This window comes from Streptomyces sp. NPDC048254 (genome assembly GCF_043201895.1).
In the GTDB taxonomy this organism is placed as follows: Bacteria; Actinomycetota; Actinomycetes; order Streptomycetales; family Streptomycetaceae; genus Streptomyces.
In genome coordinates this window covers 130,254-145,563 of the sequence record NZ_JBICZJ010000008.1, presented here as the reverse complement: position 1 = coordinate 145,563, position 15,310 = coordinate 130,254, and the positions used below count along the sequence as shown (strand labels likewise).

At 73.2% G+C, this 15,310-nt stretch carries 12 protein-coding genes; 6 read left to right on the top strand and 6 right to left on the bottom strand.

Translation table 11 applies throughout. The features are described 5' to 3' along the window. Window positions 1–148 precede the first annotated feature (148 nt). Window positions 149–1,021, bottom strand: a complete 873-nt coding sequence (locus ACGFZQ_RS23330; protein WP_351728888.1) for an alpha/beta hydrolase — start codon at window positions 1,019–1,021, stop codon at window positions 149–151. 72 nt (window positions 1,022–1,093) lie between these two features. Between ACGFZQ_RS23330 and ACGFZQ_RS23325 the strand changes: the two genes are divergently transcribed. Then, window positions 1,094–3,061 carry a BTAD domain-containing putative transcriptional regulator gene (locus ACGFZQ_RS23325; protein ID WP_393841908.1) on the top strand — a complete coding sequence of 656 codons (1,968 nt, stop codon included), beginning with the start codon at window positions 1,094–1,096 and terminating at the stop codon, window positions 3,059–3,061. 16 nt (window positions 3,062–3,077) lie between these two features. On the opposite strand, the gene ACGFZQ_RS23320 is transcribed toward ACGFZQ_RS23325, so the two are convergent. The 5 genes from ACGFZQ_RS23320 to ACGFZQ_RS23300 all read right to left on the bottom strand — a co-directional run bounded on the left by ACGFZQ_RS23320 (window position 3,078) and on the right by ACGFZQ_RS23300 (window position 10,602). Then, window positions 3,078–4,334 carry an extracellular solute-binding protein gene (locus ACGFZQ_RS23320; protein ID WP_393841907.1) on the bottom strand — a complete coding sequence of 419 codons (1,257 nt, stop codon included), beginning with the start codon at window positions 4,332–4,334 and terminating at the stop codon, window positions 3,078–3,080. After that, complete coding sequence (locus ACGFZQ_RS23315; RefSeq protein ID WP_393841906.1) at window positions 4,331–5,359, bottom strand: hypothetical protein; 1,029 nt, start codon at window positions 5,357–5,359, stop codon at window positions 4,331–4,333. Before ACGFZQ_RS23315 ends, ACGFZQ_RS23320 begins: the two co-directional genes overlap by 4 nt. Further along, on the bottom strand, window positions 5,356–6,747 hold the full coding sequence (locus ACGFZQ_RS23310) for a vWA domain-containing protein (RefSeq protein ID WP_393841905.1): 1,392 nt from the start codon (window positions 6,745–6,747) through the stop codon (window positions 5,356–5,358). Before ACGFZQ_RS23310 ends, ACGFZQ_RS23315 begins: the two co-directional genes overlap by 4 nt. Window positions 6,748–6,905: 158 nt before the next feature. Next, window positions 6,906–9,236 (bottom strand): tetratricopeptide repeat protein, encoded by a 2,331-nt coding sequence (locus tag ACGFZQ_RS23305; RefSeq protein ID WP_393841904.1) that lies wholly within the window; start codon window positions 9,234–9,236, stop codon window positions 6,906–6,908. A gap of 46 nt (window positions 9,237–9,282) precedes the next feature. Continuing rightward, window positions 9,283–10,602 (bottom strand): serine protease, encoded by a 1,320-nt coding sequence (locus ACGFZQ_RS23300; RefSeq protein WP_393841903.1) that lies wholly within the window; start codon window positions 10,600–10,602, stop codon window positions 9,283–9,285. A gap of 578 nt (window positions 10,603–11,180) precedes the next feature. Here ACGFZQ_RS23300 and ACGFZQ_RS23295 point away from each other — a divergent pair. From ACGFZQ_RS23295 to ACGFZQ_RS23275, 5 genes are all read left to right on the top strand, one after another. Next, window positions 11,181–11,480 carry a hypothetical protein gene (locus ACGFZQ_RS23295; protein WP_393841902.1) on the top strand — a complete coding sequence of 100 codons (300 nt, stop codon included), beginning with the start codon at window positions 11,181–11,183 and terminating at the stop codon, window positions 11,478–11,480. Beyond that, window positions 11,477–11,875, top strand: a complete 399-nt coding sequence (locus tag ACGFZQ_RS23290) for a hypothetical protein (protein ID WP_393841901.1) — start codon at window positions 11,477–11,479, stop codon at window positions 11,873–11,875. Before ACGFZQ_RS23295 ends, ACGFZQ_RS23290 begins: the two co-directional genes overlap by 4 nt. A 62-nt stretch (window positions 11,876–11,937) precedes the next feature. Next, a complete protein-coding gene (locus ACGFZQ_RS23285) occupies window positions 11,938–13,170 on the top strand; it encodes a cytochrome P450 (protein ID WP_393841900.1) in 1,233 nt (410 codons plus the stop codon). 506 nt (window positions 13,171–13,676) lie between these two features. Further along, window positions 13,677–14,417: a TIR domain-containing protein gene (locus ACGFZQ_RS23280; protein WP_393841899.1), complete on the top strand. Its 741-nt coding sequence runs from the start codon at window positions 13,677–13,679 to the stop codon at window positions 14,415–14,417. Continuing rightward, window positions 14,414–15,289, top strand: coding sequence for a macro domain-containing protein (locus tag ACGFZQ_RS23275; RefSeq protein WP_393841898.1), 876 nt, complete (start codon window positions 14,414–14,416; stop codon window positions 15,287–15,289). Before ACGFZQ_RS23280 ends, ACGFZQ_RS23275 begins: the two co-directional genes overlap by 4 nt. Window positions 15,290–15,310: the final 21 nt, after the last annotated feature.

Below are 15,310 nucleotides of genomic sequence, written 5' to 3'. Positions count from 1 at the left end.
CCCCGCCCCGCCCGCCCCCCCCCGCCCCCCCCCCCCCCCCCCCCCCCCGCCCCCCCCCCCCCCGCGCCGGGCGGCCCCCGGCCCCCCCCCCGCCCCCCCCCCCCCCCCCCCCCCCCCCCCCCCCCCGCCGGGTGGTGCGGGACACGGATCACCGGGTCAGCAGCTTCCGCAGCGCGGACGTGATCTCGTCCGGTGCCTCCTCCGCCATGAAGTGCCCGCAGTCCACCGTGCGGTGCTCCAGGTCCGGTGCCCAGGCCCGCCACAACGCGGCCGCGTCGTAGCCGAGAGCGGCGCCCCAGTCCTGCTGGAGCACGGTCACCGGCATGCCCAGCACGTTCCCGGCGGCCCGGTCGGCCAGGTCGTGCTCGGTGTCGACACCGGCCGAGGCCCGGTAGTCGGCCACGATCGAGGGCACCGCCGCCCGGCAGGCCGCGAGATAGGCGGCGCGGACATCGGCGGGGATCGCCGAGGGGTCGCGGGTCCACAGGTCGAGGAAGTGACCGAAGAAGAGGTCAGGGGCCGCGCCGATCAACTGCTCGGGCAGGCCCGGGGGCTGGGCCATCAGGTAGAGGTGGAAGGCGACGGCGGCGGAGCTGCCGTGCAGTACCTCCCACATGTCCAGGGTGGGCAGTACGTCGAGGAGGGCCAGGTGCGTGACGGCGTCCGGGTGGTCCAGGCCGGCCCGGAACGCCACCAGCGCGCCCCGGTCGTGCCCGGCCAGCGCGAAGCTCTCGTGGCCGAGGGCCCGCGCCAGCGCCACGACGTCGGCCGCCATGGTCCGCTTCGCGTACGACAGCCCGTCCGGGTCGGCCGGCTTGTCGCTGGCGCCGTAGCCGCGCAGGTCGGGACAGATCACGGTGTGATCGGAGGCGAGGCCGGCGGCCACCTGCCGCCACATCAGATGGGTCTGCGGAAAGCCGTGCAGCAGGACGACCGGGCGGCCGGCACCGCCGACGGCCACGTGCAGGGAGACGCCGTCGGCGACCGGGACACGGTGTGCTGTGAAACCGGGGATGTTCATGAGCCGACACTCCCGCGCGCGAATCAGCAGCCGATCAGCATCTGCCGTGGGGCGGGATCTACCGTTGGGCGGGTGAGGACGGAGCAGGTCGACTTCGGGGTGCTCGGGACCGTGACGGCCGAGCGTGCCGGTGGCCCGCTCGCCCTGAAGGGCCCCCGGCACCGTGCCGTACTGGCCCGGCTGATCGTGGCCCGCAGAAGGGTCGTGCCGGTGGCCCGCCTGGTCGCCGACCTCTGGGACGAGCCGCCGCCCACCGCCGTCGGCTCCGTCCGCACCTTCGTCAACGACCTGCGCCGCGCCCTCGAACCCGACCGTCCGCCCCGCACCCCGGCCCGGCTGCTCGTCACCGACGGCCCCGGCTACGCGCTGCGCGCGGAAGCCGTGGACGCCTGGCGGTTCGAGACGGCCGTGGAAACCGCCGTACAGGAGGAGCCCGCCCAGGCCGCTCGGCGACTCCGGGAGGCGCTGGAGCTGTGGCGGGGCCCGGCCTACGCCGAGTTCGCCGACGAGGAGTGGTGCGGGGGCGAGCGGGCCCGGCTGGCCGAGCTGCGGCTGCGGGCGGTCGAGCAGCGGGCCGAGGCGCTGCTGGCCGGGGGCCGGGCGGCCGAGGCGGTGCCCGATCTGGACGCCCACCTCACCGGCCACCCGTGGCGCGAGGAGGGCTGGCGGCTGCTGGCGCTCGCCCTCTACCGGACCGGCCGCCAGGGCGACGCCCTCGCGGTGCTGCGCCGGGCCCGCGCGACCCTCGCCGACCAGCTGGGCCTCGACCCCGGCCCGGCGCTGCGGCGGCTGGAGGCCGGCATCCTCGCGCAGGACCCCGCCCTGGACGAGGAGCGGGAGGCCGCGGCGGCCCGGGTGTGGTCCCGGGCGGCCGAGGCGTACGACCGTACCGTCGCCGCGAGTGCCCGGGCCCGGCTCGAATCGACCGTCGGCCTGCTGCGCACCCTCGCGGTGACCGGATCCGGCGGGCTGGCCGCCGCCCGCGAACACCGTCTCGCGGCGATCACCGCGGCCGAGGAGTCCGGCGACCCGGAACTGACCGCACGGGTCATCGGCACCTACGACGTCCCGGCGATCTGGACCCGCTCCGACGACCCGGCGGACGCCCGCCGCGTGGTCGAGGCCGCCGAACGCGCGCTGGCCCGGCTGCCCGCGACCCCGGCCCAGGACACCGCCCGGTGCCGGCTGCTGGCCACGGTCGCCCTGGAGTCACGCGGCACCCGATCGGCCCGTGCCGCCGAGGCCGCCGCCGGGGCGGAGCGCCTGGCCCGCCGCCTGGACGATCCGGCGCTGCTCGCCTTCGCCCTCAACGGCGTCTTCATGCAGTCCTGCACCCGGGCCGGCCTCGCCCCGCGCCGCGACGCCCTCGGCACCGAACTGGTCGCCCTGGCCACCCGGCACGGCCTGGTCACCTACGAGGTGCTCGGCCATCTGATCCGGGTGCAGGCCCGCGCGGCTCTCGCCGACCTCACCACCGCCGACGCACACGCCGAGGCGGCCGACCGGCTGGCCCACCGCCATGAACTCCCGCTGGTCGGCGTGTTCACGGACGGCTACCGGGCGCTGCGGCTGGCCGCGACCGGGCAGCCGCAGCGCGCCGAGGCCGCCTACCGGGAGGTCGACCGGCTGCTGGACGGGCCCGGCATGCCCGGAGTGCGCGCCGGGCTGCTCCCGCTCGCGCTCCTCTGTCTCCGGTTGGCCGGGCGGCCGTACGGCATCCGCGCGGCCCTGGACCCGGCCGCCGACTGGGGGCCGTATCTCCCCTGGATCCGCCCAGGGTTCGCCCTCGCCGCCGGCGACGAGAAGACGGCCCGCGAAGCGCTGCGCGCGCTGCCCGAGCCTCCTGCCGACCTGGTGCAGGAGGCGCTGTGGTGTGTCGTGGCGGCCGTCGCCCTGGAACTCGGCGACCGCCGGGCCCTGCGCCGCTGCCAGGACCGGCTGCGCCCGGCCGCCGGCCAACTCGCCGGCGCGGGCAGCGGGTTGCTGACGGCCGGACCGGTCGACGCCTGGCTGACGGCGATCCAGGAAGCGCTGCGCTAGGCGGCCCGCCGGTTGTTCACCGTGGACTGCACACCGTCCGCGGCGCGGCTCTGCTGGGGGTGCCCTGGGCGTCCTGCACGCGCTGGACGTCCCGCAGGAGGCCCGGGACGGCGGGGTCCTGGCCGGCCGCGACCCTGGCGATGGTCTGCAGGACGGCCTCGTAGAAGGCGTCCCGTACGGCGGGTGCCATGACGTCCGAGGCGTCCAGGCAGCGCGGGCCCTGGCGGAGCCGCGTGGCGATCTTGTGTTCCACCTCGTGGTTCCGCGGAGTCACCTGCCGGTTCGCCGAGAAGAAGTCCGCCGAGCGGGCCCACTCCTGCTGGCCCTCCTTGGAAGCCAGCCGCCGGACCAGCTCACGGGCCTCGGAACGGCCGCTGAACAGTGCCGCGAAGTCCCCGGTGACCTCGTGGGCCCGGACCTGGCCGCCGCCGGGCAGCAGCGGAGCGGAGTCCGACAGGTCCGCGTGCGGCGCCTCGCCCTTGTAGAACGAGCGCGCGAACGACCCCTGGTGCTCCAGACCGCATCCGCCCCAGCCGTCGAACAGCAGCCCGTCGCTGTCCGGAGCGCCGCGGTGGTCGGTGAGCAGGGCGTGCCGGGCCCTCGTCCGGTCCTGCCCGAGCAGACCGGCCCAGGCCTGCCAGGCGGAGCGCACCGCGGTGCTCCGCCACCACTGCGTGTCGCCGGTGCCCAGCGCCCACTTCTCGTAGACGGCCGGACCCGCCCGTTGCAGCACGAGGTCCTCGATCCAGTCGGTGCCGGGCCAGCCGGAGGCGCCGTCGTCCCCCATGCCGATGCACCAACTCCGCAGCGGCGCGGGCGAGTCGGCGGGCTTCTCGCCCTGGCGGTACCAGACGATGCTCTTCAGGTCCGCCTTGACCGGGACCCAGTACACGGACGAGGAGACGGTGCCCGTCGCGTTCCACGGCGCACCGTACTGCCGCGGGTCGTAGAGCCCGTTCAGCGGTTTGAGGCGGTTCTGGTCGGCGTACTCGGCGAGTTCGCCGATGCCCGGCATGATCACGATGTCCGGGGGCTCACCCGACTGCACCTTGGAGAGCAGCACCTCGCGCTGGGCGGCGGTGCCCTGGTAGCGGAAGGGGATGCCGAAGTCCCGTAACACGGCCTCGAACTGCTCCGCCTGCTCCCCGGTCCAGGTCCCCAGGATGGTCACCGGCTCCCTGTCGTCGTGCCGTGCCCAGACCACCACCAGCCCGCCGGCCGCGATCAGCAGCAGGACCACGAGCACGACCAGCACCTTGAACCGCCGGGTCACCGCCGCCTCCAGTAGTCGCTGTCGAGCCGGAGCCCGAGGCCCAGCGCGGGCAGGACGAGGACCAGCAGGCCGCCGACGACCGTGCCCCGGTACATCCGGTCGGTCCAGCCGCCGTCGGTGAGTTCCTGCCGGACCTCCTCCGACTTCTGCGCGACGCTCTGCTGCGCCTCGGCCAGCCCCGGGCCGGTGTGCCGGGCCCGGGACACGTCGGTGATCTGCCCGAGGTCGCCGAGCGCCCTGTCCAGGCGGTCCTCGGTGGCGGTGGTCGTCAGCAGCGGGAACACCGCGAGCAGCGCGGTGAGGACGAAGGCCGCGAGCAGATAAGGGTTCCAGTCGCGGCCGCACCGGTCGCGCAGCACGAACAGCGCCGAGAGCAGGGTCAACGCCATCGCGGCCAGCGCGAGTTCGGCGAACCACCAGCCGGCCCGCTGCCACTGCCCCATGGTGGCCGTGGCCTCGGCGTGCCGCAGCTGGACCTTTTGCAGTGCGTCGAGCCGGGGGGCGAGCCCGACCGTGCTGCGGGTGAGCAGCGAGTCCGCCTCGTCGAGTTTCTGCTCCCGCATCAGCGGCTGGTCGCGGTACATGGACGTACCGAGGTTGAGCGAGTTGCCGTAGGTGGCGAGCAGACCGTTGACCGTGCCGAGGTCCTGGTCCGTGCGGTCGGCGATCCGGGACAGGCCCTGGTCGGCGGCGGAGAGCTGGGACCGGTAGGCCTCGCCCGAGCCCGCCACGTCGACGAGGTGCGTCGTCACCAGGGCGTGGGCCTCCTGGTCGGCCCGCAGCGCCGCCAGCCGGGCGGCGGCGAGCCCCTGCACGGCGGGCGCCTCACGGGCGGCGAGGGCCGCGGCGCCGCGCTGGGTCCCCCGGTAGGAGAAGAACAGGGCCGTCGCGGCCACGGCGGCACACAGGAACAGCACCAGCAGATGCGTCTCCAGCAGCCGGCGGGTCCGCCGGCTGCTCAGCCGCCCGCGCCAGAACGCGGCGGGGGAGTACCCCCGCAGGAAGGCCGTCCGTACGGTCGTCACAGCAGCTTCTCCCCGCAGACGATGCAGTAACGGGCCTCGCTCCCGGCGCGGTTGCCGCAGGTGCCGCAGCGCGGGCCGGGCGGTGCGTCGACGGCGCCGGCCATCGGCGCGCCCGGATGGGAGCCGGCCCGCAGGATCATCGGGCCGAGGGCGCCGGCGTCGACGGCGCGCAGCCGGATCCGCCCCGAGTCCGCGTCCTCGATGTCGGCGACCGTACGGATCTCGTCCAGCACCCAGTCCGTGCCGAACCGCGCGGCCAGCTGGGCCGCCTGCGCCAGGCACTCCTGGGCGGTTTCGGGCCGGTGCTCCTGGAGCGCGGTGAGCCCCTCGCGCAGCGCGCCGCGCATCCGGGCGGTGGCGTTCAGGCTGCGCACGCTGCCGCCGCCCGCCGTCGGGGTGGGCGGCTCGGACTGCCCGGGGAGGTGCCAGCGGGCGACCACCGGCGCGTGCACGCCGTTCACGGAGACCATGGCGAACTGCAACTCGGTCTCCAGCGGGTCGTCGTCGGCGTTGGCGACCAGGGTGAGCAGATAGTCGCGGCTGCCCTGCTCCCACTGGTGGGTGGGGAAGCTCCAGCAGTGCGGCCGCCCGGACCGGGGCAGCCCGACGAGGCGGTGCGGCCGGGGCGCCTTCTCGCTGAGCGAGACCTGGCGCACCGAGGGCCGCAGGGTCACCTCGATCGGCAGCTGGGACGTGCGCACCCGGCGCAGCCGCGCGATGGCGTCGGTGACCGCCCGGCCGAGACCCTCGTCCACGAACTGGGCGGTGCCGTGCAGCCGTTCGGCGAGCGTCAGCAGCGGATCGGGGGTCCAGTCGGCGCCCACCGCGAACACGTCGCAGGTGAACTGCCCGGCGCAGGCGTCCAGTTCCTCCTCCAGACGGGTCTCGCCCGCGGCGCTGCTGCCGTCGGTGATCAGCACCAGATGCCGTACGGACAGCGGGCGGCCGGCGAGCAGGGCCCGGGCCCCGGCCGCCCAGGAGGCGTACCCGGCCGGGCGCGGCCCGTCCCGGTGCAGCGGCAGCGAGCCGGTGGCGAACGCGGCCCGGCGCCGCTGGTTCTGGTCGGCGACGGCCCACTCGTCGTCGCCGAGCGGATAGCACCGGACCGGCTCGGGGCCGCCGCCGAGCACGGCGAAGGAGATCCGGTCGGGCAGGGCGCGCAGTGCCGCCGGCAGGGCGTGCCGTACGGCCGCCCGGTTGGGCTCGGCGACGTCCACCGCGATGATCACGGCGAGTTCGACCGCGGGCAGGTCGGTGGGGGCGCCGTCGGCGTCCACGTCGACCCGCAGATGGGCCTCGATCTTCGCGCTGCGGTGCGGGCGCAGCTCGCCGTCGAGATCGACGTGGAGCCGGATGCCCGGCTGCGACGGCCGGGTGTGGCTGCTCATGTCCTACGTCACCGCTCCTTCCCTTCGTCGCCGCGGGCACCGCGTGGCCGGTGCTGTGCGGGTGCGTCGTGCCGTGCGGTTGGGTCGTGCTGGGCGTTTCCGCCGTGCCGTGCCGTGCCGTGCCGTGCCGTGCCGTGCCTCTGCGTCCTGTCGTTCGGTCAGATCCGGGTCTGTGGCCGTACCGCGTGCAGGAGGTCCACGAGGTGTTCGTGGGTGGTGGCCGACTCCCGGTGCCGGGCGGCGAGTTGCCGGTAGAGCGACTCCATCCGCCTGCGCTGCTCGCGCTCCGGCGGGGTCAGGCGTCTCAGCCGGCGGGCGTCGAGCCGGCCGGCGCCCGCGCCCGGAGCGGCGGCCCGGTCGCTCTGGTGGTGCAGCGCGTCCAGTTTCCATTCGTGCAGCTCGGTCCTGAGCCGCAGCGCCTCGTCCTCGGACAGGCTCGGCTCGCCGGCGCCCGGGCCGCGGCCCACCAGGCCGGGCAGTTCGGCCAGCGCCGCGTCGACCTCGGCGGGCGCCGGCAGCACATCGAAGTTCTTCGGCGAGGGACCGACGTCCCCGGGCAGCCGCGCCGCGCGGATCCGGAGCGAGGCGATCCGGGCGACGGTGTGGTCCAGGGTGCCGGGCCCCACCCGGCCGAGCACGTCGAGGGCGGCACGCCGGTCGCCCGCGCGCAGCGCCAGCCGGGCCAGCCCCAGCGCGGCGCCGCCGTGCGCGGGGTTGCGGGCGAACACCGCCTCGTACAGCTCCCTGGCGGTGGGCCCGGTGCCTTGGTCGCCGAGCCGCTCCCCGCAGTAGGCGAGGGCCAGCTTGGGGGCGTACTCGCCGGGCAGTTCGAGGTGGCACCGCAGGAAGTGGGCCTGGGCATCGGCGACCTGCTGGGGGGTGTCGTGGAGACCGGCGTGGCGCAGGGCGAGCAGTGCGCGGTGCCACTCCAGCCGCCACCGGCGCACCGCGGACGGCCCGGGGATGGAGTCGGCGGTGTCGAGCTCCACCTGGGCCAGCTCCAGGTCCTCCGTGGTGTTCCGGCCCAGCAGGACACGCACGTTGTGCAGGCAGATCTCCACCGAGGCCGGCTTCTCGTCCTCCTGGTCCAGGAGCAGTCCGGGGTCGTAACCGCTGCTCACCTCGAACCGCGCGGTCTGCGGGTCGCCCGGATAGCGCCGCGGCACCGGCAGACAGCCGGCGATCTCGGTCGGCGTGGGGGCGCCGAGGTCGAGGGCGGGGGCCACGGGCGGCTCGTACCGGTCGCGACGGGGCCGCTCCAGCCAGTGTTCGATGCCCGGCACCGTGCCGAGCCGGGCGCCGAGCAGCTGCGGGGACGGGCGGAAGTAGTCGGAGGGCTCGGGCGGGTCGCTCTTGCCGCGCAGGGCCCGGATCTCCCGCAGCGCGCCCCGCAGCTGGCCGGCCATCTCGCGGGCGTCGGCGAAGCGCAGGCCGGGGTCGGTCCGCACGGCGCGGTCGACGACCTGCCAGAAGGAGCCGGTGCCGAGGCCGGGCACCTCGTCGACGGCCCAGTGCGCGAGTTCCCGCAGGGTGACGCCGACGGTGTGCAGGTCGTGGGCGACGGTGGGCATTCCGGAGAACGCGGTCTCGGGCGCCATGTACTCGCCGGTGACATGGGCGGGCGGCCGGCTCTGGCCCTCCTCGCGCATCCCGCCGAGGTCGATGACCTTGACGCCGTTCCCGTGGTGCACGACGTTCGAGGGCTTCATGTCCCCGTAGACGAAGACCCGTTCGCCGCCGGCGTGCAGATGCACCAGGGCTTCGAGGATCTGGCAGCCGTACGCCGCCACGTGTTCGATGTCGAGGACCGACTCGCCGCGCCGGGTCTCCTCGGCGACGCCCTCCAGGGTGCCGTCTCCGACGTCGTCCATGACGATGTAGCCGCCGGTGATCTCCCCGGTGCCGTCGCCGCGGGCGACGAAGTCGCGGATCTGGACGATGCGCGGGTGGCGCATGGCGACCAGGTTGCGGCGCTCCACGTCGGCGAGCCGGGCCCCGTCGTGCTCGTACCGGTTGAGCAGGCCCTTGACGGCGACGACGTCCCCGAGATGGGTGTCCTCGGCGAGGTAGACCCAGCCCTGGCCGCCGTGTGCGATGGGCCCCATGATCCGGTACTGGTCACGCAGCAACTCGCCCTCGGTGAGCTCCGGTTCGTACGAGTACCGCTCGCCGCACGCCGGGCAGTACCCCGTGATGGGCACCGGGCCCTGCGTGTAGGGCGGGGCGAAGGTGATGCCGCAGTCAGCGGCCGAGCAGCCCATGCGGACGCGCAGCGGCGTCTTCGCACGGAGCAGGCGTGCCTGGGCGGGGCGGGGTGCGCGGTCGGGGAGCGTGAGGAGGTCGCGGGGGCCGAGGTCCCGCGGGTCCCCGGGCAGGGCGGGCAGTCCGGGGCCCTGCTCCGCGCGGCCGCACTGGTCGCACCAGCCGGTGGGCAGTACGGAGCCCTGGCAGCGGGATCCGTCGAAGTTCCGGTGCGGGCAGCCGGTCATCCTTCCGTCGCCCTCCCTCGCGGCTCGGTCCGGGCGGCGCCCCGCATCACCGGCCTCCCTGGCGGTCCAGGTCGGCGCGCAGGGTTCTGAGCAGTACGCGCAGCCGGGTGAGCTGCTGCTGCGGGTCCTGTAACGCGGCGATCCGGCGGAGTTCGGTCCGGCGCAGGTCGGCGGTCTCGGTGACGGAGTCGAGGGAGGCGCTGTCGACGACGTCGCGGCGGATCGCGTTGCCGAACTCGGCGAGCTGCAGCCGTCCGAGCAGCGTGTCCGCGTGGCCGAGGAGCGCGGGCCGTAGCAGGTCGTCGCGGGCCGTGTTCCAGCCGGTGCCGCCCTCGTGGCGGAAGACCAGCAGCAGCCGGAAGCCCCATTCCCGTAACCGGCCCAGGAGTTCGAGCAGAGGACCGGGCCGGGGTTCCTCGTCGAGGCCGTCGACCACGACCGTCACGGGCCGGGCGGGTGTGGGGGCCGCGCCCGTGGGCCGGCGCGCGGTGCCGAGCAGCCAGTCCCAGTACGCGAGGTACTCGCCGACCGGGAAGGAGCTGCGGCCCAGCGCGTGGTCGGCGAGGTGCGGTCTGCTGTCGCCGCCGCGATGGACGAGGTCGGCGCGGTGCAGCAGATGGCGCAGCGAGCGGTCCTTGCCGCTGCCCGGGGGCACCACGGTGATCTTCACCGGGTCCTCGTCCGGATCGTCGTACCACCGGCCCAGCCGCTCCTCGAAGGAGTGGTCCCAGGCGTCCGGACTGCTCAACTCCTTGACGATGGGCGTGAGTTCGGCGATGCGGTCGACCGGGATCAGATACGAGAAGGCGAGCCGGTTCTGCTCGGGCAGCAGTTCTCCCATGTCCCCGCGCCAGCTGACGACCAGGCCGACCACCCGGGCCGGACGGCCCTGACGCGGCTGGGTGCACACGGCGGCGCCGCTGAACCCGGCGCGCACCACATCCGCCTTGGTGACGGCGTCGAGCTGCACCCGCTCGCCGCTGGCGCCGCCGATGCGGCCCCACAGGCTCATGCCGTCGTCGAAGCCCTCCGCGTACCCGGTCGCGTACACCTCCATGCCGGCCCTGAGCCCCGCTTCCAGCGGAGCCGGACGCGCCCGGGGACGCGGGCTGTCCAGCCGTAACACGGCGACGTCCTCGCCGTGTTCGCCCTCCGGGAGCCAGCCACCTGCCATGACCCGGGCGGCCACCGGCTCCAGCGCGCTGTTCTCGGCGAACTCCAGCCACATCACGGCATCCGGGCGGCGCACCACGTGCGCGCAGGTCAGCGCCGTGTGCTGGTCGACGAGTACACCGGCCCCGCAGACGGGACCGTGCGCGTCCTCGCGTCGCAGCCTGAGTCTCCAGTCCGCACGCAGTTCCCCCATGCTGTCCCACACTACGCGCGGGGCCTCGCCCGTCCCTAGACTTGTGACCAGGTTGGATCGGTCGATCAACGGAAGCCGGCGGTGAGTCGCCATGGGGGATCCGGCACCGATCGGCCTCGCGGAGGCCATCGGCACGGTGCGCGCGGAGCCGGCCCGGGCCCAGGCCGAGAGCGCCGAGAGCGACTGGCGGTTCCCTCTCTCGCGGGGGTGAGGGACGCCCGTTCGGGGACGTCGATGACGGCCGGACGCCGTGCGCACAATGGCTCGCGTATGCGGGCACCGCACGAGTGAGGCCACAAGATGACGTCGCAAGTGGCAGAGAGAGACGAAACTCCCTGCTCGTTCATCGAAGTCGACTCCCCCTCCTTCCGTTTCGACGACCACCGTCTGCGTCTGGCGCGCACCGAGGGCCGGCTCCTGGACAGCATGTACGGTCCCGTCGTCTGCGATCACGCGACGGTCGGCCGGCTGTTGCGGCAGCCGACCCTGGTGCCGGGCCGGATCGCTGGTGGCAGTCGAAGGAGCAGTACGACACCCCGACCTACCGGGAACACTGCCGCGAGCTCGCACGGGCGGTCGTGGACGAGCTGGCCGCGGACCCGTCGGCCGCCGGCACCGAGGTGGTCGTGATCGGAATCGACGGCAGCCCCTCCAGCGGGATCGACCTGGTCACGAGCGCCCCCGGCTGGCGCGGCGAGCCGGGGCGGTCCGACGCGTGGACGGTGGTCCCCGGCCGTGGAGTGTGGATCGAGGAGCTGGAGGCCGAGATCCGCTCCCGCGGACTGCGGCCACCGCGCGTGATCGGCGTCGGGATGGACCTGCCCGGCGCGACACCGGACTCGCTGCGGCGCGACCTGGAGAGCGGGTTGGCCGGATGAGCGCGTCGCCCGGCATCGCGCACGGCACCGCTCCGGACGGCCGAGGCGGCCGGGTCGCCGTGGTCGCCGCACGCCTGGTCGCCACTCCGAAGGCGCTGGACGTCCTCGCCGACGCCGGCTACGGAGTGATCTCCCTCCCCGTCACGTCCCACCGCACCCTGCTGCGTTGCGCGGTCGTCGACGCACACCAGTACGCCGCCCGTGGCTACGTCGTGCGCAAGGTGGGCGTACGCGGGGAGACCGACGACGGCCTGCACCGCGGCGAGTGGAACTCACTCACGAGCGCGCTCCGGCTCCCCGACCTCACCGTCCCCGAGTTCCTGGTGAACCTCCTCGTGAACGCCGATCCCGTTCCCGAGTCGCTGGAACACCTGAGGACGTTCCTGAACCCCTGACCCGGGTGCCCCCGGACCCGTTGTGGCCCCGCGACACCGCTGACCGGAATTGGAGTGCGACGATGACCGACAGCTCGCCCGGTACCGTCCCGATCGAGGACCCCGGCTTCTACGTGGACGATCCCTGGCCGGCCTTCGCCCGGATGCAGGAGGACCCGTCCTTCTACTACCACGAGCCCCTCGACACCTTCGTGGTGACCCGGCACGCCGACATCCGGGCCATCGCCGGCCTGCCGGAGATCTTCGTCAGCTCCCAGGGCCTCTTCCTCAACGACGTCAAGTACCAGGCGCAGGCCGGGGACGAGCTGATCACGGACAGCTTCTTCCCCAAGGGCGGCGAGCAGGTCGGTACGACGGACCCGCCGCGCCACGCGGAGCTCCGCCGCGTGATGGCCCCGGCGTTCTCGGCGGAGGCGATACGGCGGCTGCGGGAGGCGCTGACGCCGGACGTCCGTGAACTCGTCGCCGGGATAGCCCCGGACGCCGTGGTCGACTGGGTGTCCTACGCCGGCCTGGTGCCGATCAACGCCGCGATCCGGATGATCGGGCTGCCCCACACGGAGATCGACCGCGTCCGGTTCTGGAGCGACGAACTGGAGAAACTCGCCGGCGACGTGACGTTCGAGGAACTGCGGGCCGCGGCCGCCGAGTTCCAGAGCCTGCAACGGTTCATCGTGGAGAACCTGGAGGCCAAGCGCCGCGACCCCGGCGACGGCGATCTCCTGACCGTCCTGCTGACCGCGGAACTCGACAGGACGAACGTCTCCGAGGCCAACGTCGTCATGTTCGCCATGACCATGCTCGCCGCCGGCAACGACACGACCCGGTCCCTGCTCGCCGGCCTGGTCCACCAACTGGCCCTCCACCCCGACCAGTGGGAGCTGCTCCGCCGGGACCGCTCGCTGGTCCCGGCGGCGGTCGAGGAGACCCTGCGCTATGTCACACCGGCGCGTGCGATGCTGCGGACCGCCACGGAGGACGTCGAGATCGACGGCCGCCCGATCCGCGCCGGGCAGCATGTGTACCTGATGTACATGGCGGCCAACCGGGACGAGTCGGTATTCCCCGACGCCCAACGCTACGACGTCACCCGGGTCGAGAGCGTCAAGCACCTGGCGTTCGGCGCCGGCATCCATCACTGCATGGGAGCCCGCCTTGTCCGCGCCGAGGCACCGATCGTGCTCGACGCACTCCTCGACCGCTTCTCGGCCGTGACACTCGCCGGCGACCCCACACCGGTCATGAACCACATCCGCAACGGCTGGACCAGCATGCCGGTGGTCTTCAGCACCTGAGCCCGGAGAAGCCCCGCAGACGCCGCCGCACCCCTGTCGGGGAGGGGAGCGGCGGCATGTGCCGTTCCGATGTCCCCGAAACGTCCCTGGGGGAGCTGACTCGCTCTCCTTGCCGTGGCAGTCGATGACGCGCAGCGGCGTCATGTGCGACGGGGTCGGCTGTGTCAGGAAAGTGTCGCGGGCTGACCTGCACGGTGCCGCCGGGGTGGGCGCACACCGCGCGATTTGCGCCAAATACTGCGTTCATGGCCGCTACGAAGTGACGCAGGGGGTGAGTGCGCGGATCGTGCGAGGCCACAGCGCCTGGCGGCTGATCAGCACCTGATGGCCCCGGCGGAGGAGCCCGCCGGGGTACGCGGGGCGCCTCAGGGCTGGGCGCCCCGAGTCCGCCCAGCCCGTCTCCGGGAAGTCCGCAGCGGTCGGATGGCTATGTGCCCCCCGTTTCGAGGGCAATTGGCTTGTGTCGAGGCCGTTCGTAGGGCGGGGTGCGAATCGGGGGTCGCCATATGAAGATCTTTCTGAGCTGGTCCGGATCGCCGTCCCGGAGATGCGCCGAACGGCTGGCCTCGTGGCTTCGTTACTTCAGTGACGAGATCGAGCCGTTCGTGTCTTCGGAGAGCATCAGGAAGGGCGCGCGAGGGCTGGACGAGATCAAGAAGCAACTCGACGAGAGTTCCTTCGGGATCGCCTGCGTCACTCGGGCGAACATCGACGCCCCGTGGATCACCTTCGAGTCGGGAGCCCTGTCCAAAGAGGTCGACGAGCGCAAGGGTCAGCTGGTGCCCTTCCTGCTGGAGGGCAGTCACGACGACCTGGAGGCCGCGAGCAGTCCTCTGCGCCAGTTCCAGTCGACCCGGGCGCAGGACGAGGAGGATGTGCTGAACATGGTCAGGACCATCAACACCGTCCTGCGCGAGTCGGCCAACCGTCCCCCCGACAACACCCGGGTCGACAGCCTCTTCCGCAAGGTGTGGCCCGAGCTGCGTGACGCCCTCGCCGCGATCGACCTCACGGCGGGCGCCGCCGAGCAGGCAACGCCGCGCCGGTCCACGGAGGAGATCCTGGAGGATCTCACCTCGCTCGTGCGCGAGCAGATCAGCAGGATCACCGATCTGGAACACGCGGTGGAGGCACTGCGCGACGAACAGGCCAGTTCGCCCAGGAAAAGGACCAGATTCACCGGGGTCTACGAAGAAGCCCCACGGTCTGACCCTGCGGCGAGCACGGGTGCCGAGGAGTCGATATGAGCCGGGTGATCAGGCATCAGCTGCGGACGATCTTCGGCACCCGCCTCGGCGTGTCCACGGCGGGCCGGGCCTGCGCCGTCCAGTTCGGTCTGCTCGCGGGAGCCGTCGAGCTGTACCTGACGTTCTGGCCGGACAGCTCCCTGCCGCGAGCCACAGCTCTGCTCACCGTCGTCGGCCTCTCACTGGCCGGCGGCATCCTGCGATCCTGGCCGCGGACCGAGGTGAGCCACGAGTTCCTGCACCCGGGATTCAAGGTGAGCATCGAGGTCGGCGACCTTTTCGAGCAGCCGGGCCATCTCGTCATCGGCAGCAATGACGTCTTCGACACCGATACCCAAGACGATCTGCTCATCGTCCACCGCAGCGTGCAAGGCCAGTTCCTGCGTCGTGTGTACGCGAGCGAGACGACCCGGCTCGATGACGAAATCGATGCCGCGCTTGCGGGGGCGTTGCCGGTTCGGGTGGAGGACCGGGCGGCGAAGCGGGCCGGGAAACTCGCCCGCTACCCGCTCGGCACGGTCGCCGTTCTCGGCTCGCCCGAAAGGCGCTATTTTCTCAGTGCCTACGGCACAATGCGCAACGACCTGACGGTTGATTCGGGGCCTGACCAGATCTGGAGCAGCTTGGGGGAGCTGTGGCATGCGATACATCTGTACGCCCGCCGCGAGGCGGTGGCCATGCCGGTGATCGGGTCGGGCCTGGCCCGTATCGACAGTATGGATCACACAAGTCTGATCAAGCTGATCCTGCTGTCCTTCGTGACGAGTTCCCGACGGTCGGTCATATGCAAAGAACTGACGATCGTGGTCCTTCCAGAGGATTATGTGCGGGTCGACATGCTCGAGTTGGCCACGTTCCTGCGGACACTGTGACCGTCGGACGTGTGGGGGGAG

What these genes read in the sequence shown, in the direction of transcription:
- ACGFZQ_RS23300 (WP_393841903.1), bottom strand. Translation starts at nt 10,602, where the DNA reads ATGGGGGAACTGCGTGCGGACTGGAGACTCAGGCTGCGACGCGAGGAC.
- ACGFZQ_RS23330 (WP_351728888.1), bottom strand. Translation starts at nt 1,021, where the DNA reads ATGAACATCCCCGGTTTCACAGCACACCGTGTCCCGGTCGCCGACGGC.
- ACGFZQ_RS23285 (WP_393841900.1), top strand. Translation starts at nt 11,938, where the DNA reads ATGACCGACAGCTCGCCCGGTACCGTCCCGATCGAGGACCCCGGCTTC.
- ACGFZQ_RS23280 (WP_393841899.1), top strand. Translation starts at nt 13,677, where the DNA reads ATGAAGATCTTTCTGAGCTGGTCCGGATCGCCGTCCCGGAGATGCGCC.
- ACGFZQ_RS23275 (WP_393841898.1), top strand. Translation starts at nt 14,414, where the DNA reads ATGAGCCGGGTGATCAGGCATCAGCTGCGGACGATCTTCGGCACCCGC.
- ACGFZQ_RS23305 (WP_393841904.1), bottom strand. Translation starts at nt 9,236, where the DNA reads ATGACCGGCTGCCCGCACCGGAACTTCGACGGATCCCGCTGCCAGGGC.
- ACGFZQ_RS23310 (WP_393841905.1), bottom strand. Translation starts at nt 6,747, where the DNA reads ATGAGCAGCCACACCCGGCCGTCGCAGCCGGGCATCCGGCTCCACGTC.
- ACGFZQ_RS23290 (WP_393841901.1), top strand. Translation starts at nt 11,477, where the DNA reads ATGAGCGCGTCGCCCGGCATCGCGCACGGCACCGCTCCGGACGGCCGA.